At 74.4% G+C, this 19,042-nt stretch carries 13 protein-coding genes; 1 reads left to right on the top strand and 12 read right to left on the bottom strand.

Features of this window, described 5'->3' with window-relative positions; translation table 11 throughout:
- Position 1: 1 nt before the first annotated feature.
- From opcA to tkt, 5 genes are read right to left on the bottom strand one after another with little or no spacing between them, the layout of a single operon-like run.
- Positions 2 to 946, bottom strand: coding sequence for a glucose-6-phosphate dehydrogenase assembly protein OpcA (gene opcA / locus H7X46_RS15805; protein WP_186360131.1), 945 nt, complete (start codon positions 944 to 946; stop codon positions 2 to 4).
- 46 nt (positions 947 to 992) lie between these two features.
- Positions 993 to 2,534: a glucose-6-phosphate dehydrogenase gene (gene zwf / locus H7X46_RS15800; protein ID WP_186360130.1), complete on the bottom strand. Its 1,542-nt coding sequence runs from the start codon at positions 2,532 to 2,534 to the stop codon at positions 993 to 995.
- Positions 2,535 to 2,570: 36 nt separating this feature from the next.
- Positions 2,571 to 4,325: a hypothetical protein gene (locus H7X46_RS15795; protein ID WP_186360129.1), complete on the bottom strand. Its 1,755-nt coding sequence runs from the start codon at positions 4,323 to 4,325 to the stop codon at positions 2,571 to 2,573.
- Positions 4,326 to 5,435 (bottom strand): transaldolase, encoded by a 1,110-nt coding sequence (gene tal, locus H7X46_RS15790; protein ID WP_186360128.1) that lies wholly within the window; start codon positions 5,433 to 5,435, stop codon positions 4,326 to 4,328.
- A 34-nt stretch (positions 5,436 to 5,469) separates the two neighbouring features.
- Positions 5,470 to 7,596, bottom strand: a complete 2,127-nt coding sequence (gene tkt, locus H7X46_RS15785) for a transketolase (protein ID WP_222131325.1) — start codon at positions 7,594 to 7,596, stop codon at positions 5,470 to 5,472.
- Positions 7,597 to 8,194: 598 nt separating this feature from the next.
- Here tkt and H7X46_RS15780 point away from each other — a divergent pair.
- The gene (locus H7X46_RS15780; protein ID WP_186362698.1) at positions 8,195 to 9,076 is read left to right on the top strand and encodes a heme o synthase; all 882 of its coding nucleotides are present in this window, start codon (positions 8,195 to 8,197) and stop codon (positions 9,074 to 9,076) included.
- A 19-nt stretch (positions 9,077 to 9,095) separates the two neighbouring features.
- Here the strand turns inward: H7X46_RS15780 and H7X46_RS15775 are convergent, their stop codons facing one another.
- The 7 genes from H7X46_RS15775 to H7X46_RS15745 form a co-directional block, all read right to left on the bottom strand.
- Positions 9,096 to 11,120, bottom strand: a complete 2,025-nt coding sequence (locus H7X46_RS15775; RefSeq protein WP_186360127.1) for a prolyl oligopeptidase family serine peptidase — start codon at positions 11,118 to 11,120, stop codon at positions 9,096 to 9,098.
- A gap of 40 nt (positions 11,121 to 11,160) precedes the next feature.
- Positions 11,161 to 12,135, bottom strand: a complete 975-nt coding sequence (locus H7X46_RS15770; RefSeq protein ID WP_186360126.1) for a quinone oxidoreductase — start codon at positions 12,133 to 12,135, stop codon at positions 11,161 to 11,163.
- A gap of 76 nt (positions 12,136 to 12,211) precedes the next feature.
- Entirely contained in the window at positions 12,212 to 13,063 is an 852-nt protein-coding gene (locus H7X46_RS15765) for an ABC transporter permease subunit (protein WP_186360125.1), read from the bottom strand.
- Positions 13,060 to 14,061, bottom strand: a complete 1,002-nt coding sequence (locus H7X46_RS15760; RefSeq protein WP_186360124.1) for an ABC transporter ATP-binding protein — start codon at positions 14,059 to 14,061, stop codon at positions 13,060 to 13,062. The genes H7X46_RS15765 and H7X46_RS15760 overlap by 4 nt, the downstream gene beginning before the upstream one ends.
- Complete coding sequence (locus tag H7X46_RS15755) at positions 14,058 to 15,080, bottom strand: outer membrane lipoprotein carrier protein LolA (protein ID WP_186360123.1); 1,023 nt, start codon at positions 15,078 to 15,080, stop codon at positions 14,058 to 14,060. Before H7X46_RS15755 ends, H7X46_RS15760 begins: the two co-directional genes overlap by 4 nt.
- A 106-nt stretch (positions 15,081 to 15,186) precedes the next feature.
- Positions 15,187 to 17,028, bottom strand: coding sequence for a BCCT family transporter (locus H7X46_RS15750; RefSeq protein WP_186360122.1), 1,842 nt, complete (start codon positions 17,026 to 17,028; stop codon positions 15,187 to 15,189).
- Between the two features lie 990 nt (positions 17,029 to 18,018).
- On the bottom strand, positions 18,019 to 19,002 hold the full coding sequence (locus H7X46_RS15745; RefSeq protein ID WP_186360121.1) for a heme A synthase: 984 nt from the start codon (positions 19,000 to 19,002) through the stop codon (positions 18,019 to 18,021).
- Between the last annotated feature and the right edge of the window lie 40 nt (positions 19,003 to 19,042).

The raw sequence follows: 19,042 nt of genomic DNA, 5'->3' as shown, positions 1-19,042 counted from the left end.
CTCACACCTTCACCGGGGTACGGCCGCGGGTCACCTGGGACACGCCGGCGAGTGCTTCCTCGTAGACCTCGTCCGGGTCGAGCCGCCGCAGCTCCTCGGCGAGGCAGTCGGACACCTGGCGGCGCGCCAGCGCGATCAGCCGCTCCGGCTGGCCGGGCTGCACGAGCCGGGCGGTCTTGCCGTCCGGCCGGGCCAGCTCGACGTTGCCGGACCGCCGGGACAGCCGGACCAGGGACAGGCCGTTGGCGGTCTCCGACGGCGAGCGCTTCACCTTGATCCCGAGCCGGGACGCCAGCCACCCGGCGACCAGCTCGGTGGACGGGGACACCGGTTCCCCGGCGACCAGGGCGTGGGTGACCGGCTCGTAGGGCGGCACGTCGAGCGCCGCCGCCAGCTGCGCCCGCCAGTGCGTCAGCCGGGTCCAGGTCAGGTCGGTGTCACCGGGCGCGTAGTCCTTGCGCCGCTGCTCGAACGCCCGCGTGGGGTTCCTCGCCGACAGCGCGTCGGTGATCCGGCGCTGGGCGAGCCTGCCGACGGCGTCCTCGGAGGGCTTCGCGGGCGCCTCGCCCGGCCACCAGGCGGCGACCGGGGCGTCCGGGAGCAGCAGCGGCATCACCATGCCGGCGCCGGCGTCCTCGGCGGCGAGGGCGCCGTAGCCGCGCAGGACGATGACCTCGCTCGCGCCCGCGTCACCACCCACCCGGATCTGGGCGTCGAGCCGGGGCGCGGCCCGGCGCTGCCCGCGGGCCAGGACGATCACCCGGCACGGGTGCTCGCGGCTGGCGGCGTTGGCCGCGTCGATGCAGCGTTCGAGCTCGGGGCCGTCGTCGGTGACGACGACCAGGGTCAGGACCCGGCCGAGCGCGAAGACCCCACCGGCCTCGCGCAGCTCGACGAGCTTGCGGTTGACCGCCGAGGTGTTGCTCGACGGCAGATCGATGATCATGCGGCCCCCCGTGAGTGGTTGCGCGTGCCCTGGCCCTCCGAACCGCTCACGGGCGCCGCCAGTGCCGGCCGGTGCGCGCGAGCATCTCGGCGGACGACTCCGGGCCCCACGAGCCGGCCGGGTACCCGTCCGGCCCGGTCGGGAGCGACGCCCAGTGGTCGATGACCGGGTCGAGGATCTCCCAGGACCGCTCGACCTCCTCGTTGACCGGGAACAGCGACGGCTCGCCGAGCAGCACGTCCAGGATGAGCCGCTCGTAGGCCTCGGGGGAGGACTCGGTGAAGGCGTTGCCGTAGCCGAAGTCCATCGTGACGTCGCGGACCTCCATCTGGTTGCCCGGCACCTTGGAGCCGAACCGCATCGTCACCCCCTCGTCCGGCTGCACCCGGATGACCAGGGCGTTCTGCCCCAGCTCCTCGGTCATCGTCGCGTCGAACGGCAGGTGCGGGGCCCGCTTGAAGATCACCGCGATCTCGGTCACCCGGCGGCCGAGGCGCTTGCCGGTCCGCAGGTAGAACGGCACGCCCGCCCAGCGGCGGTTCTGCACCTCGCAGGTGATCGCGGCGAACGTCTCGGTGGTGGACTCGGGGTTGAACCCCTCCTCCTCCTTGAGCCCGGGGACCTGCTCGCCGCCCTGCCAGCCGCCCTCGTACTGGCCGCGGGCGGTGGTCTCCTCCAGCGGCAGCGCCAGCTTCACCGCCTTGAGCACCTTGATCTTCTCGGCGCGCAGCTCGTCGGAGGAGAACGACGTGGGCTCCTCCATCGCGGTGAACGCGAGCAGCTGCAACAGGTGGTTCTGGATGACGTCGCGGGCCGCGCCGATGCCGTCGTAGTACCCGGCGCGCCCGCCCAGGCCGATGTCCTCGGCCATGGTGATCTGGACGTGGTCGACGAAGTTGGCGTTCCAGATCGGCTCGAACAGCTGGTTGGCGAACCGCAGGGCCAGGACGTTCTGGACGGTCTCCTTGCCGAGGTAGTGGTCGATGCGGAACACCGAGTCCTCGGGGAAGACCTCGTTGACGATCGCGTTGAGCTCCTGCGCCGACGTCAGGTCGTGGCCGAACGGCTTCTCGATCACCACCCGGCGCCAGGTGTCGTCGTAGGAGCCGGCCAGCCCGGAGCGGGCCAGCTGCTTGCACACCACCGGGAACGCGCTCGGCGGGATCGACAGGTAGAACGCGTGGTTGCCGCCGGTGCCGCGCTTCTCGTCGAGGTCGCGCACGGTGCGCTCGAGCTCGTCGAACGCCGCGTCGTCGTCGAAGCTGCCCTGCACGAACCGCAGGCCCTCGGCGAGCCGGTCCCACACCTCCTGGCGGAACGGGGTCCGCGCGTGCTCCCGCACCGCGTCGTAGACGATCTTCCCGAAGTCCTCGGTCGCCCAGTCGCGGCGGGCGAACCCGGTGAGCGCGAACCCGGGCGGCAGCAGGCCGCGGTTGGCGAGGTCGTAGATCGCCGGCATCAGCTTCTTGCGCGACAGGTCCCCGGTGACCCCGAAGATCACCAGCCCGCACGGGCCCGCGATGCGGGGGAGCCGCTTGTCGCGGGGGTCGCGCAGCGGGTTGATCCGGCCGCCGTTCGCGGTGGGCATCGCTCCTCCGGCTGTCTCGTGGTGTCCGCGTCCGTGTCAGTGCCCGACGGCCCGCGCCAGCGTCACCAGGCCGGTCAGGCGGTCGGTCAGGTGCAGTCGCAGCACCGGTCGCCCCCGCCGCCGCTGCTCGGCGACGACCGAGCGGGCCTGCGCCGCGTGCAGGCTATCCAGTCCGGACGGTTCCGGCGCGTTCCCCGCGCCGAGCGCGTCGTCACCCGGGCCGGCAGCGGGCCCGACCACGTCGATCCCCGGGCCCGCACCCCGACCGAGGCCGTCGACCCCCGGGCCGTCGAACCCCGGGGCGTCGGGCCCGGGATCGAGGTACGCGTCGAACGTGTCCTCCGCCGGGCCGGCGCCGCCGGTGAGGTGGCAGTGCGCCGCCCGGTCCGGGGCGCCGGTGTCGCCGGTGCGGCAGCCGGGTGCCCAGCCGAACGCCACCGGCACTCCGGCACGAGCGACGAGCGGGCCGCGCAGCACGCCCACCGAGGCGTCGGATTCGGGGTCCAGCCAGGCGGAGACGGCGAGGTGGCCACCGTCCCGGCGGGCGGCGGCGGCGAGCGCGTCCAGCGCGCCCGCGACGGTGTCCACACCGGACGGCAGCCAGTCCCCGGCGTGTACGGCGATGCCGCCGTCGACGAACGTGGGCGGGTCGTCGGGACCGTCCTCGGGCACCGGCGGGGCCGGGGCGAACGGGTCGGCTCCCAGCACGCGTGCCGCCAGCGCGGCCGCGACCTGCCAGAGGACGACGGTCGCGCCCGGGCCGGCCTCGGTGCGCACGGCACCGCCGCCGGGTTCCGGGACGGCGCCGCTGCCGTCGGCGTGCACGTCGACGACGCCGGGCGGCGCGGTACCGGGGGCGGGCACCTCCGTGCCGGGTTCCGCGGGCACCGCGGCCAGGCCCGCCGCGGTCAGCAGCGGCGCGAGCCACGCGGTGAGCGTGGGGGAGCGGGCCTCGTCGCGCAGCGCGAGCACCGATCCGCGTGCGGCGGCCAGCGCACCGGCCAGCACCAGCGCGGGGTTGTCCGGGTCGTCGGCCGCGAGCGCGTCGGCCGCGGGCACGGCGTCCGCGAGCAGAGCGGCGACGTCGGCGCCCGCCAGCCCGGCCGGGACCAGGCCCAGCGGGCCGAGCGCGCCGAACCGGCCGGGGACGTCGGCGTCCAGCGTGACCACGACGACGTCGCCGGGGGTGTCGAGCGGCGATCCGGGTTCGGTGAGGTGCACCGTGCGGGCGGCGAGCGCGTCCGGGCCGACCTCGTCGGCGAGCACCGCGGTCACCGCGTGCCGGACCGCGGCGACCACCGGGTCGTCCCCGCGCGCGTCCGCGACCACCAGCACGGTCTCGGCGAGCTCGCCGGACAGCGCCTCGGCGACCTGCACGGGGTCGGCCGAGTCGAGCGTGGTGAGCCGGGTGGTCCCCGGGTCCAGGGACGCCACCAGCCGGGCGGCGGCGACCGCGTCCGGCGTGCCGACGAGCAGGACCCGGTGCGCCCCGGCCACCGCGAACCGCTCGCGCAGCGCCGCGACCTGGCCGGCCAGCGGGCGGGAGGCCCGCGCCAGGCCCACCCAGCCGGTCCGGCCGGTGGCGGCGGCCCCCCAGACGCTGGGGTCGCCGTCCGCCAGCCGGGACGCCACCGTCTCCGCGGCCAGCTCGCCCGCGATCCGGTGCGCCGCCTCGGTGAACGGCTCCCCGCCCGGGCGCACCCGCACCGGGGCGGGCGTCGCGCCGGGGAGACCACCGGCGGCGGCGGAACCGAGATCGGCCCCGTCGCCGCCGGGTGTGTTGTCCGCCAACTACTTCGCGGCCTCGAGCTGCTGCCGGACGGTGTCCTGCAGCTCGACCCAGGACTTCGCGAACTTGTCGACGCCCTCGTTCTCGAGCACGACGTAGACGTCGTCGAGGTCGATGCCGACGCCCTCGAGGTCGGTGAAGACCTGCTGGGCGGCGCCGGCGGCGTCGGTGACCTTGTCGCCGTGGACCTCGCCGTGGTCGGCGAACGCCTCGAGGGTCTTCTCCGGCATGGTGTTGACGGTGTTGTCCACAACCAGCTCGGAGACGTAGAGGGTGTCGGGGTAGTCCGGGTTCTTCACCCCGGTCGAGGCCCACAGCGGCCGCTGGGCGTTCGCCCCCCTGGCCTTGAGGGCCTCCCAGCGGGCGCCGGAGAACGCGTCCCGGTAGGCCGCGTAGGCCAGCCGGGAGTTCGCGATCGCGGCCTTGCCGCGCAGCCGCAGCGCCTCGGCACCGCCGACGGCCTCGAGCCGCTTGTCGATCTCGGTGTCCACCCGGGACACGAAGAACGAGCCGACCGAGTGGATCCTCGACAGGTCCTGGCCGTTGTCCAGGGCCTGCTCCAGGCCGGTGAGGTAGGCGTCCATGACGGCCTTGTAGCGCTCCACCGAGAAGATCAGCGTGACGTTGACGCTGATCCCCTCCGCGGTGGCGCGGGTGATCGCCGGCAGGCCCGCCTCGGTGGCCGGGATCTTGACCAGTAGGTTCGGCCGGTCCACGGCCTTCCACAGGTCCCGGGCCTGGGCGGTGGTCTTCTCCGTGTCGTGGGCCAGGTTCGGGTCGACCTCCAGCGACACCCGGCCGTCGACCCCGCCGGTGTGCTCCCAGGTGCCGGAGAACACGTCACAGGCCTGCTGCACGTCGGCCACGGTGATCTCGCGGATCGCGGTGTCGACGTCGGCGCCGCGATCCGCGAGCTCGCGGACCTGCTGGTCGTAGGCGGCGCCGTCGGCCAGCGCCGTCGCGAAGATCGTCGGGTTGGTGGTGACACCGACCAGGTGCTTGTTCCGGATCAGCTCGGCGAGGTTGCCGCTGTTCAGCCGCTCCCGGGACAGGTCGTCCAGCCAGATCGACACCCCGGCCGCGGACAGCGCGGCGAGTCGGTCGTTGCTCATCAGTTGGTCTCCTTGCGATCGGCAGCCGTGAAGGTCAGGAGGACTTCGCGGCCGCGGCGAGGGTCTCCCGCGCGGCGGCGGCCACGGTGTCGCCGGTGAAGCCGAACTTCTCGAACAGGGTCGCCTGGTCGGCGCTGGCCCCGAAGTGCTCGATCGACACCGAACGGCCCGCGTCACCCACGAAGCGCCGCCACGGCATCGCGACACCGGCCTCGACCGAGACCCGGGCCCGCACCGCGGACGGCAGCACCGACTCGCGGTAGTCGTCGTCCTGGGCGTCGAACCACTCCACGCACGGCATCGAGACCACCCGGGTGCCGATGCCCTCGGACTCCAGGGTCGCCCGGGCCCGCACCGCGAGGTGCAGCTCGGAACCGGTCGCAATGATGATCACCTGCGGCACCCCGGACGCGGCCTCCTCCAGGACGTACCCGCCGCGGGCCACGCCCTCGGCGGACGTGCCGACCAGGGTCGGGACGTTCTGCCGGGTCAGCGCCAGCCCGATCGGCCCGTCGGCGGGCCGCTCCAGGGCGGCCTTCCAGGAGTAGGCGGTCTCGTTGGCGTCGCCGGGCCGCACCATCGCCAGGCCCGGGATCGCGCGCAGCGAGGCCAGGTGCTCGATCGGCTGGTGGGTCGGGCCGTCCTCACCGAGCCCGATCGAGTCGTGCGTCCACACGTAGATCGGGTTGGTCTTCATCAGCGCGGCCAGGCGCACGGCCGGGCGCATGTAGTCGGAGAAGATCAGGAACGTGCCGCCGTAGGCCCGGGTCGGGCCGTGCAGCGCGATCCCGTTGAGCACCGCGCCCATCGCGTGCTCACGCACCCCGAAGTGCAGCGTGCGGCCGTACGGCTGGGCGTTCCACATCCCGGTCGCCGCCGACTTCGGGCCGAACGAGTCCGAGCCCTTCATCGTCGTGTTGTTCGACTCGGCCAGGTCCGCCGACCCGCCCCACAGCTCCGGCAGCACGTCGGCGACCGCGGCCAGCACCGCCCCGGACGCCTTCCGGGTCGCCATGCCCTTCTCGTCGGGCTCGAAGCTCGGCAGGGCCTCCGCCCAGCCCTCCGGCAGCCGCTGCGCGACCAGGCGGTCCAGCAGCTGCTTGCGCTGCGGCTCGCGCTTGGCCCACTCGTCGAAGGTGCCCTGCCACGTGTCGTGCGCGGCGCGGGAACGCTCACCGACCTGGCGGGTGTGCTTGAGGACGTCCTCGTCGACCTCGAAGTCCTGGTCCGGGTCGAAGCCCAGGACCTTCTTGACCTCGCGGACCTCCTCGTCGCCGAGCGCGGCACCGTGCGCGGCCCCGGTGTTCATCTTGTTCGGCGCCGGGTAACCGATCACGGTCCGCAGCACGATCATCGACGGCCGCGACGTCTCGGCCCGCGCCGCCTCGAGCGCCTCGAGGATGCCGGTGACGTTCTCGCCGCCCTCGACGGTCTGGACGTGCCAGCCGTAGGCCTCGTACCGCTTCGCGGTGTCCTCGTTGAGGGCGATGTTGGTGTCGTCCTCGATGGAGATCTCGTTCGCGTCGTAGATCACCGTGAGGTTGCCCAGCTCCTGGCGGCCGGCCAGCGACGACGCCTCCGAGGTCACACCCTCCTCGATGTCACCGTCCGAGGCGATCACGTAGATCTGGTGGTCGAACGGCGAGGCGCCCTCGGGGGCGTCCGGGTCGAACAGGCCCCGCTCGCGGCGGGCGGCGATCGCCATGCCGACGGCCGAGGACAGGCCCTGGCCCAGCGGGCCGGTCGTCATCTCCACCCCGCGGGTGTGGCCGTACTCCGGGTGGCCCGGCGTCAGCGACCCCCACTGCCGTAGCTGCTCGAGGTCCTCCCGCTCCAGGCCGTAGCCGGCCAGGTACAGCTGGATGTAAAGGGTGAGGCTGGTGTGGCCGGCGGACAGCACGAACCGGTCCCGGCCCATCCAGTCCGGGTCGGCCGGGTCGTGTCGCATCACCCGCTGGAACAGCGTGTACGCCAGCGGCGCCAGGCTCATCGCTGTCCCCGGGTGGCCGCTGCCGCACTTCTGGACCGCGTCCGCGGCGAGCACGCGGACCGTGTCCACGGCCCGGCGGTCCAGATCGGTCCAGTCGTCGGGCACGTGCGCGCGGGTGAGCGCGGCGACGGCGCTGTCCCCGCCGTGAGGGGACGTGGCGGTGTCGGACAAGGCGGTGGCTCCTGTACTCGCGTCGGCATGTGACGGGTCGTGCCGCGGGGCGGCGCAGTGGTGGTCACGACGTGGTGGTCGCGACGCGCGGGGGCGCATCCCACCGGCGCAGCACACGGCCGCAACCGGCGGCGATACGGGTCGCTGGGCGGCGACCCGGACACCCCCGGCGGCACCGTCGCCGCCCCCGGCTCCGGCCCACCCTACTGCGCGGGCCCGGTGCCTGGGACTTTGCCGCCCGTCACGGGGGACGGGCGGGGCGTCCGACACGGGTGTACCCGGCCGCCCGGGACCGCATGCGACGGGTTAGCATCGACGCGCTGTAGAACTAGAGGCGCGTGCGACCTCGGCTCTCAGCCCTGGGCCGCGCGGTCGATCATCGCGCCGGTACAGGATCGACGTACTGCCGAGCCGAGCGAGGTACGAACAGGTGAGCGCACCCGCGTCGCGGCGGAGCCGGGCGGTGCCGACCGCGCGGCCGGGACGGGCGGAGTCGTCCGCGACGGCCGGTGCCGGAGCCGCCGACGCCCCGCCGGTCGCCGTCCCCGAGGCGGCGGTCCCCGCTGCGGACCCGACCCCGGTGGGGCGGCTGGCCCGGATGCGCGCCACCGTGGCGGCCTACCTCGGCCTCACCAAGACCCGGATCATCGAGCAGCTGCTCGTGGTCACGGTCCCCGCGATGTTCCTGGCCGAGCGGGGCGTCCCGTCGCTGTGGCTGATCGTCGCGACCCTGGTCGGCGGCGCGATGGCCGCGGCCGCCGCGCACGCGCTGAACTGCGTCGTCGACGCCGACATCGACCAGAAGATGAAGCGCACCGCCCGGCGCCCGCTGGCGAAGGGGCAGGTGCCCACCCGCAACGCCCTGGTCTTCGGCCTGGTGCTGGCGGCGCTGAGCTCGCTGTGGCTCGGGTTCACGACGAACTGGCTGGCGGCCGCGCTCACCGTGGCCGCGATCGCGTTCTACGTGCTCGTCTACACGCTGCTGCTGAAGCGGCGGACCTCGCAGAACATCGTGTGGGGCGGCGCCGCGGGCTGCATGCCGGTGGTGATCGGCTGGGCCGCGGTCACCGGCACGATCGAGTGGCCCGCGCTCGTCATGTTCGGCGTGATCTTCTTCTGGACCCCGCCGCACTTCTGGGCGCTCGCGATGCGCTACCGCGACGACTACGCCGCGGCCGGCGTCCCGATGCTGCCGGTGGTCGCCGCGGCGCCCGCGGTCTCGGTCCGGATCGTCGTCTACAGCTGGGTGATGGTGGCCTGGAGCCTGCTCCTGCTGCCCGCGACGTCCTGGGTCTACCTGGGGGTGGCGCTGCTCGGCGGGGCGTACTTCGTCTTCCGGGCGCACCGCCTGCACAGCGCGGTCAAGGCGGGCGGCGAGGTCGCCCCGATGCCGCTGTTCCACCTGTCGAACCTGTACCTGTGCGTGCTGTTCGCGGCGATCGCCGTCGACGCCGCCCTGGGGCTGCCGGTCCTGTTCTGACCGGCCCCGGCGCCGGGGCTCAGCGCAGCAGGTCGGGGGTCACCCACTCCTGGCCGAGGACGTGCGTCGCCAGGAACGCGTGGACGGTCTCGTACCAGAGGACGGCGTGGCGCGGCGCCAGCACCCAGTGGTGCTCGTCCGGGAAGTACAGGAACCGGTGCGGGTTCGCGTCCGGGTCGGGCTGCCGCGACACCAGGTCCCACCACAGCCGCAGGCCCTCGCCGATCGGCACCCGGTGGTCCCGGTCGCCGTGGATCACCAGCATCGGGGTGGTGATCGCGTCGGCGTGCAGGTGCGGGCTGTTCGCCTGCGCCATCGCCGGGGACATCTCGGTCAGCCAGTAGTCGGCGTGGTCGGTGGTCGGGCCGAACTGGTCCAGCGCCCACAGGCTCGCGTGCGTGACGATCGCGGCGAACCGGTCGGTGTGCCCCGCGACCCAGTTCGCCATGTAGCCGCCGAACGAGCCGCCCATCGCGGCGGTCCGGGTGGTGTCGATCTCGGGGAGGGCCACGGCCTCGTCGGTGATCGCCATGAGGTCCTCGTAGGGCGGGCCGCCCCAGCGGCCCCAGCCGCGTTGCACGAAGTCCTGGCCGTAGCCGGTGGACAGGGCCGGGTCGGGCAGCAGGACGGCGTAGCCGCGGGCCGCCATCAGCCACGGGTTCCACCGCCAGGTCCAGGCGTTCCAGCTGGCCAGCGGGCCACCGTGGATCCACAGCAGCAGCGGTGCCGGTGCGGCGGCGTCGGCGCCGGACGGCAGCACCAGCCAGGCCCGGACCCGGGTGCCGTCGCCGGTGGTGGTCTCGATCTCGGTGAGTGTGCCGGGTAGCTCCGGGGCCTCCGCCGGGCCCGGCAGGTGCTCGGGGCCGGAGCCGCCGGCGCGGGCGTCCACCCGGACCGGGGCGGGCGGCGCGTCGTAGGCGTTGCGCAGCGCGTACACCCAGCGACCGTCCGGTGACAGTACGGGGTCGGTGTAGCAGCCGTGGTCGGCGGTCAGCCGGACGACGCGGTCACCGGCCGGGTCGAGGTCGATCCGGAACAGCGGCCCGCGGCCGTCGTCGTCGGCGCCGACGACCAGCGCGGACGAGTCCGGGGTCCAGCGCGCCGCCGACGGCCACCGGTCCCAGCCCGCGGCGACCGGCCGGGTCTCGCCCCCGGCCAGGGGCACCAGCACCAGGTCGATCCGCGGGGCCGTCTCCGGGGTGGGCACGGTCTCGCGGCGGACGGCGACCGTGCGCCCGTCCGGGCTGATCCGCGGCTCGGAGTACTCGTGGTCGTCGTCGGACAGCAGGTCGCGGTGCCCTCCGGTGGCGACGTCGATCGCGACGATCCCCGCCCGCCGCATGCCGTGGCCGCGGGCCCGGTGCCAGGCCGTGACGACGGTCGTCCCGTCCGGGGAGACGTCGAACGCGGTGTCGTCCAGGGCCCGGCCCGGGAACGGGGTCAGGTCGGTCCAGCCGTCGCCGTCCCGCACCAGCAGGCGGTTCTCGGCCGGCCCGAGGTCGTGGTCCCAGTGCCGCACCGGGTAGCCGGTGTGCAGGATCGCGCTGACCTTCGCCTCCGAGCGGGCGGTCCGGCGCTGCTCGTCGTCCTCGCCGGTGACCGCGCCCGGCAGGGTCGGCGACGACGCGACGACCGTGCCCGCGCCGCGGGCGACGGCGACGTCGTCGATCCCGCCGGGGCGGCTGCCGGCCGGGCGGGCCTCGCCGCCCGCGGCGGGGAGCATCCACAGCCCGATCGGGGTGTCGGTGTCCGACGACGCGTCCGGGTCCGGCCGCGACGAGCGGAACAGCAGGTCCCCGTCCGGGGTGAACACCGGGTCGGACTCACCGGCCGCGCCCCGGGTCAGGCGCTGCGCGGGTCGCTCGCCCGCCGGGTCGACCTCCCACAGCGCGGTGCGGTAGCGGGTGCCGTCGGGTTCCAGCTCGGCGACCCCGGTGACCAGGCGCGTCCCGTCGGGCGACAGCGCCAGCCCGCCGAGGCGCGGCAGCGCGACGTAGGCGTCGAGGTCGTGGAACGGGGTCTTCGCGGCGTCATCCGTCGGCACACCGGGTTCATAGCACCTCCGCGCGGATCTTTCCTGCGCATCAGGACGGCAGGAGCAGCAGCTTCCCGGTCGTCCGCCGCCCCTGCAGGTCCTCGTGCGCGGTCCCCGCCTCCTCGAGCGGGTAGCGGTGCCCGATCCGGACGTCCAGGCGCCCGGCGGCGACCTCGGCGTAGACCGCGGCGGCGCGGTCCCGCAGCGACTCGGTGGTGTCGACGTAGTCGAACAGCTTCGGCCGGGTCAGGTAGAGCGAACCGCCGGCGTTGAGCCGCTGCGGGTCGACCGGCGGGACGGGGCCGGACGCGGCGCCGAACAGCACCAGCATCCCGCGCTTGCGCAGCGCGGCCAGGCTCGCGTCGAACGTGGTCCGCCCCACGCTGTCGAACACCGCGTCCACCCCGGTGCCACCGGTCAGCTCGCGGACCGTGGCGGCCAGGTCGTCCACCCGGGTGTAGTCGATCACCTCGGCGGCCCCGGCGCCGCGGGCGAGCTCGGCCTTCTCCGCGCTCGACGTCGTCGCGATCACCCGGGTCCCCTTCGCGGACGCCAGCTGGGTGAGCAGCAGCCCGACCCCGCCGGCGGCGGCGTGCACCAGGACGGTCTCGGTGCCGGCCAGCGGGAAGCAGTCGTTGACCAGGAAGTGGGCGGTCATGCCCTGGAGCAGGGCTCCGACCGCGGCGTCGTCGGCGACTCCGTCCGGCACCGGGACGGCCTTGTCCCAGGGCACGGTGACCTGCTGGGCGTAGCTGCCGAGCGTCTCGGCCCACGCGATCCGGTCGCCGATCGCCACCCCGGTGACGCCCTCGCCGAGGGCGGTGACCCGGCCGGTGCCCTCCAGCCCGGGGACGTAGGGCGTCTCCATCGGGTAGATGCCCTCGCGCTGGTAGGTGTCGATGTAGTTGACGCCCGCCGCGGCGACCTCGACCAGCACCTCACCGGGGCCCGGGGTGGGATCGTCGAGGTCGGCGACCTCCAGTACCTCCGGGCCTCCGGCCTTCGTCACCCGTACCGCGCGCATGTGCCCTCCTCGATCGTCGCCGGTCGTCCGGACCCGATCATGCCGCAGTGCCCATGGTTCGTTCCGCAAGCTCCTCTCACGCATCCCGCCGCTGCATCCGGACCACCAGCATCGCGGCGCCGACCGCCAGGTAGCCGCCCGCGACCAGGGAGCTGCGGACCAGCCCGCCGTACGGCAGCGGGTCGCGCAGGACGTCCGCGGCCGCGTCCCATCCGGTCGTGATCAGCCACGGGTGCAGCGGCGCGAGCGCCGGGATGGCGGTGAGCACGCCGAACAGGATCACCCCGCCGAGCACCGAGGACAGCACCACCACCGGGTGCTCGGTGAACGACGAGATCGCGAGCGCGACGGTGCCCACCGCGACGAGCTGCACCGCCGTCCACCCGGCGACCAGGGCGATCCGGGTGGCCGCGTCGGCCAGGGACAGCGTCGTCCCGGACATCGTGACGAGCGCGCCGCCGTCGCCCGCCGTGGCGAGCACGACCGGCGGGCCGATCATCACCCACCCGGCGACCACCGCCGACACCGTCACCACCGCGACCGCGAGACCGGCAACCACGTACACGCCGAACGCCTTCATCACGACCAGCCGCAGCCGCCCCACCGGGGCGAGCAGCAGGCCGCGCAGCGTGCCCTGCTGGTCCTCGCCGGCGATCGCGTCACCGGCCGCCACCGCGACCGCGAGCGGCAGCAGCAGGGTCAGCAGGATCGACAGCGCGGCGACCGGCAGCGACAGCCCGTTGCCGGTGACCTCGGAGAGCAGGCTCCGCCGGGGGCGGTCGGACAGCACGATGCCCAGCGCCATCACGACCGGTACGGCGGCGAGCAGTGCCAGCATCACCCACGTGCGTGGGCGGCGCAGGACCCAGCGCAGCTCCGCTCCGAGCAGCCGGGCCCAGGAGACCGGGGCGGCGGTCGTCGCCGTCACTCGGTGATCCTGGTGAACAGCGTCTCCAGGTCGGGGCGATACCGGCGCAGGCCGTGCACGTCGACGTCGGCCCGGACCAGCGCCGCGAACAGCACCGGCGCGGCGGGGCCGTCCTCGACGAGCACCCCGGAACCGTCGGCGCGGGCGGTGGCGCCGGCGTCCCGCAGGACCGCAACGGCCCGCTCGACGTCCGGGGTGCTGATCTCCCAGCCGCCGGCGACGGCGTCGAGCAGCCGCCCGAGCTCCCCGGACGCGACCAGGCACCCGCGCTTCAGCACGGCGACGTGCGTGCACACCGCCTCCACCTCGGAGAGCAGGTGCGACGACAGCAGCACCGTCGCCCCGGACGCCTGCAGGTCGGCCACGACGGCGCGGATCTCCCGGGTTCCGGCCGGGTCGAGCCCGTTCGTCGGCTCGTCCAGCACGACCAGCCGGCGCGGCACCAGCAGCGCGGCGGCCAGCCCGAGCCGCTGCTTCATTCCGAGCGAGTATCCGCGGTAGCGCCGGTCCGCCGCGTCGGCCAGGCCGACCCGCTCCAGCGCGGCCTCGACCGCCGGCCGCATCCCGGCGGCGGAGAGCCGGGGTTCGGTGGCGGCGGCCCGGCGCAGGTTCTCCCGCCCGGTCAGGAACGGGTGGAACCCGGGCCCCTCGACGAGCGCGCCGACGTCCGGCAGGGACGCGGCCAGGCCGTCGGGGACCGGGCGGCCGAGCAGCTCGACCGTGCCGGAGGTGGGCCGGGTGAGGCCGAGCAGCATCCGGATCAGGGTGGTCTTGCCGGAGCCGTTGGGGCCGAGCATCCCGAACACCGACCCGGCCGGGACGTCGAGGTCGACGCCGTCCACCGCGGTGACCCGGCCGAACACCTTCCGGAGCCGCCGGACCCGGGCCGCCGGCGCCCCTGCTCCTTCCCGCGCCTCGTGCGCCCCCGCCCCGTCCTGTGCCCCCTCCCCGCAGCTCCATGAGTCGGAGGTGGTGCGGGGTGGTCCGGCCTGGTTCATCGGGCCAGCGCGGCACCGAGGACGTCGGTGCCGACCGCGCCGGTGGCGAACCGGCCGTCGTCGGTGAGGATCGCGGACCCGGCGTTCGTGGTGATCGCGCGGCCGCTGCCCCACGGGCCGGAGACCGGGGTGCCGAGGGCGGACAGGTCCGGCTTCCGCACCCCGTCACCGGCGTGCCGGGGGAGCGGCCCGACCGCGACCGCGTCCCACCCGTCGCCGACGATCCGGGGCTTCACCGCACTCCCGGACCGCGGCCGGTGCTCCGGCGCCGGCTTCTCCTCGACGGTGGCCCCCGGCGGCGGGGTGAACGTGAACAGCGACGGGTCCTGCGGCCCGAACGTGACGTCGTCGAAGCCGGCCCGCAGCACGGGATCGGGGCCGGTCCCGCGCACGGTCAGCTCCAGCGGGATGCGGGACTCGGCGTCGACGGCGACGCGGACCTCCCGCAACACCGTCCGTTCCCCGGGCTGCGGGGCCAGGACCAGCGTGTACGCCGGCCGGCCCGCCACATCGGTGGTGCCGTCGACGCGGACCGCGCTGGTACCGCGCAGCTTCCCGACGATCCCCTGCGCGGCGGCCTGCGGGTCCTGCCCGGGCTCCGGTCGCCGGTCCGCGCCGGCCGGGGTGCGGGTGGCGGTGCGGTCCGCGGAGTCGTAGGCCCAGACGGTCGTGCCGTCCCGGACGTAGGTGCGTTCGCCGTCCGGCCGGGGCAGGGCGAGGCGGCCCCGGCCCGCGCCGTCGGACCAGACGCGGGCCGTGGACGTCCCGTCGGTCAACCCCTCGCCGGGGACGCCGGGCACGGCGGGCAGACCCAGCCGGTTGTCGACGGCGACGGTCCCGGCCAGCGCGACGGGTTCCGCGTCGAGCACGGAGGCGACCAGCTCCTCGGGCGTCACCGGCGGCAGCTCGGGCGCGGCCGAGGCCCGGGCGGTGACGAACCCGACGGCGAGGGCGACGGCCAGCGTTGCCGCGAGTGCCGCGGCGATACCACCACGCCGCAGCCGGGAACCGGAGGTCATGGGTCCAGAGTGCCGCACGCCGGCGTGCTCGCGCAGTGCCGGTTCCCGCGACCCGCTCGTGGCACGCCACCTCGGCGTGCCACGAGCGGGCGGTTCCGGGTCGTGGTCAGCTGCCGGCGACCGGTGCCCGGCCCTCCTCCGCGGCGGGACCGCGGTCGGGGTGCTCGGGCCCCGAGCCGTTCCGGGACGGCTCCTCGTCGAGGAACTCGCCGGGCTCGGTCACCTGGTAGCCGGGGCCGGTCCCGGGACCGTAGGCGCACTCGAACGCCGACAGCTCGGTCTTCTGCCCGTCCGGGAACGCCTTCACCGACAGGAAGAAGTCACGCCCGTGGCGGGCGGTGGCGTAGTCCACGGCCTGCTCGATGACCTCGGCCCCCTTGATCTCGCGCAGGATCATCGGGTCCCGGCGGACGTCCTTGAACAGGGCGGCGCACAGGAAGACCATCAGCAGCACGAACGGCGCGGCGACCAGGATCGTCAGGTTCTGCATCCCGTCCAGCGCGTCCTCGCCGCCGATGGCCAGCATGAGCACCGCGACGCCGCCCATCACGCAGCCCCAGAAGATCACGACCCAGCGGCTCGGCTCGATCGTGCCGCGCTGGGACAGCGTGCCCATCACGATCGACGCGGCGTCGGCGCCGGAGACGAAGAAGATCGCGACCAGCGCCATCACCAGCAGGCCGGTGATCCCGGCTGCCGGGTAGCGGCTCAGCAGCTCGAACAGCTGCACGTCCGGGTTGTCGGAGAACCGGGCGCCCTGCTGCGCCTGGGTGATCGCGGAACCGCCGAAGATGGCGAACCAGATCAGGCTCACCAGGCTGGGCGCCAGGACCACGCCGCCGACGAACTCCCGGATGGTGCGGCCGCGGCTGATCCGGGCCAGGAACATGCCCACGAACGGGGTCCAGGAGATCCACCAGGCCCAGTACAGGATCGTCCAGTTGGACAGCCACTCGAGCATCGGCTCGCCGCCCGAGGCCGGGGTCCGGCCGACCATCTTGAAGAACTCGAAGAAGTAGGCGCCCACCGACGCCGGGATCAGGTCGAGGATCACGACGGTCGGGCCGACCACGAGCACGAACAGCGCGAGGATCGCGGCGAGCACCATGTTGATGTTCGACAGGTACTGGACGCCGCGGCCGATGCCGGAGACCGCGGACAGGACGAACGCCGCGGTGAGGATGACGATGATGATCCCGAGGACCGCCGGACCGGGAACGGTGTCGGTGAAGCCACCGGCCTGCAGGCCGCCGCCGATCTGGTAGGCGCCGACGCCCAGCGAGGCCGCCGACCCGAACAGGGTGGCGAAGATGGCCAGGATGTCGATCGCCTTGCCGACACCGCCCTCGGCGGCCTTCCTGCCGATCAGCGGGATGAACGCCTGGCTGATCAGCTGCTTGCGCCCCTTGCGGAACGTGGAGTAGGCGATCGCCAGGCCGACCACGCCGTAGATCGCCCAGGGGTGCAGCGTCCAGTGGAACAGGGTGGACGCCATCGAGACGTTCACGGCTTCCGGCGTCATCGGTGCCACGGTCCCCGGCGGGGTCTGGGTGGTGTAGTACGCCAGCGGCTCGTACACCCCGAAGAACATCAGTCCGATGCCCATGCCGGCGCTGAACATCATCGCGATCCAGGACGATCTCCGGAACTCCGGTTGCTCCGCGTCGGTGCCGAGCCGGATCCGGCCGTACTTGCTGAACGCCAGCCACAGCGCGAACGTGGTGAACGCGCTCGCGGCGAGTACGAAGCCCCAGCCCCCGCCGCGCATCAGCGCGGAGAGCATGTCGCTGACCACCGAGGCCATCCCCGTCGGGGAGATCACGCCCCAGAGCAGGAACGCCAGCGCGATGGTCCCGCCCACACCGAGGACCGTCCAGTCGGTGCGCGAGCCCCTGGGGCCCACATCGTCCGAGGCGAGCTCACCCTCGTCTGGTTTCACCTGTGTCATTACCTGGTCCGCCTCTCTGCGGTCACAGTTGGTGCTCACATTCTGAACGCGGTGTTCAGTGCTGCGAGAGAGTACGGCGTGTCACGGGGGTTTGTCGCGACGTCCGGACGGGTGAATCGGTACAGCGGGCCGACTCGGGCCCGGACGGAGACGAACCCGGCCCCGCCGATCGGCAGGAACCCGACGAACTTCCGGACGCCGTGTCCGACGCCCACCACGTGCGGGCGTTACCGCGGGGAGCGCGGTGGTGGGCGGGTGTGACCGAGTGCCGGCGTGGCTGCGCGCCCGGGGGACTGTGCGCCGGGGTGACTGTGCGCCGGTGAGTGCGCCGGCGCGGGTGCGCGCCCGAGTGACCCTCAGCCCGTGCGTGAGCCGGCGTGGCCGCGCGCCGGCACTCCGGGAGCGGCGAACGGGCAAATGTGCGCGTCTCGTCGGGGCTCGGCGGGATCGACCTGCGCGCTTCTGCCCTGCCCTGTCCGGGGCGGGTTCGCGCCGCTCACCGGGTTCTTGACGGGTCGAGGTGCGCGTTCCGGCCCTGCGGGCAAATGTGCGCGTGTCAGCGGGCTCGACGCGGTCGACGTGTGCGTTTCCGTCCTGGGCGGGGCGGTTTCGTGCATGTCACCGGGTTCGGCGGCGTCGAGGTGCGCGTTCCGGTCCTGTGCGGGGCGGATATGTGCGCCTCAGCGGGCCCGACGCGGTCGAGCTACACGTTTCCGTCCTGCCCGGGGGCGAGTACGTGCGTCCGGTCCGCGGCGCCCCGGGCGGCTCGCACGATCGCGTCCCCACCCGGGCGGACGCGTGCGTGTCACCGCTCCGGGCCGACGTTCGAGGACGGCGGCGTGGCCACGCCGCCGTCCTGGTCCGGGAGGCGTCGGGAGGTGCCGCCGGGTTCGGGAAGCGCCGGGAGGCGCTGCCGGGTTCGGGAAGCGCCGGGAGGCGCTGCCGGGTTCGGGGAGGCGTGGCCTGGTCGCGGTGCGGCGGCGCGCGTCCTCAGCCCCGGTCGGCGCCGGCGAGGGGCCGGTCGGCCCCGGAACCGGAGGCGTTCGCGGGCGGCGCGGGGGCCGGCGGCGCCGGGCGGACCGCCGTGCCCGCCCACACCCAGGCCGCGGCCGCGGTGACGAGCCCTGCGCCCAGCACGTGCAGCGACACCAGCAGCTCCGGCACGCCCAGCGCGTACTGCACGCCGCCGAGCGCGCCCTGGGCGAGCACGACGGCGATCAGCGTCCGGAACCGGCGGTGCAGCGCGGGCGGGGCTCCGACGGCGTGCAGCAGGAACCCGAGACCGGCGAGGAGGCCCAGGTAGCCGAACAGGGCGTCGACATGGAGCTGGGCGAGCACCGGGATGTCGATGTCGAGCCGCGGGGTGTCCGGGTCACCGCCGTGCGGGCCGGCCGCGGTGACCAGCGTCCCGGCGACGAGCAGCACGGCCAGGACCGCGGTCGAGAGCAGCACCAGCCCGCGCCCGGCCGCCGGGAGCATGCGGGTGACCGGGCCGTCGTCCTCGGTGGTGGCACCGACGAGCAGCACGGCGAACCACACCAGCACCATCGAGGCGAGGAAGTGCAGCATCACCGTCCACCACACCAGCCCGGCCAGCACGGTGATCCCGCCGATCACGGCCTGCGCGACGACGCCGAGCGGCATCGCGCACGCCAGCGCGGTCAGCCGCCGGCGGCGGGGCCGGGTGAACAGCACCCCGAGCAGGGTGGCCCCGGCGGCGAGCACGACCAGGACCCCGAGCAGCCGGTTCCCGAACTCGATCCACATGTGCAGCGGCGCGATCTCCGCGTGGGACACCGGCACCATGCTGCCCGGCTCGCACTCCGGCCAGGCCGAGCAGCCGAGCCCCGATCCGGTCACCCGCACGACCGAGCCGGTCACGCCGATGCCGATCTGCGCGACCAAATTCGCGATGGCCAGCCGGCGCAGCAGCAGCGGCGGGGTGGACGGCACGCGTGCGAGCAGACCGGACATGCGGGACACACTACGGAGTGTAGAAGCTCGTGAGTGGCCA

It is taken from the genome of Pseudonocardia sp. C8, from assembly GCF_014267175.1.
In the GTDB taxonomy this organism is placed as follows: domain Bacteria; phylum Actinomycetota; class Actinomycetes; order Mycobacteriales; family Pseudonocardiaceae; genus Pseudonocardia.
The sequence above is the reverse complement of the archived record's forward strand: the minus strand, read 5'-3'. Positions and strand labels throughout refer to the sequence as shown.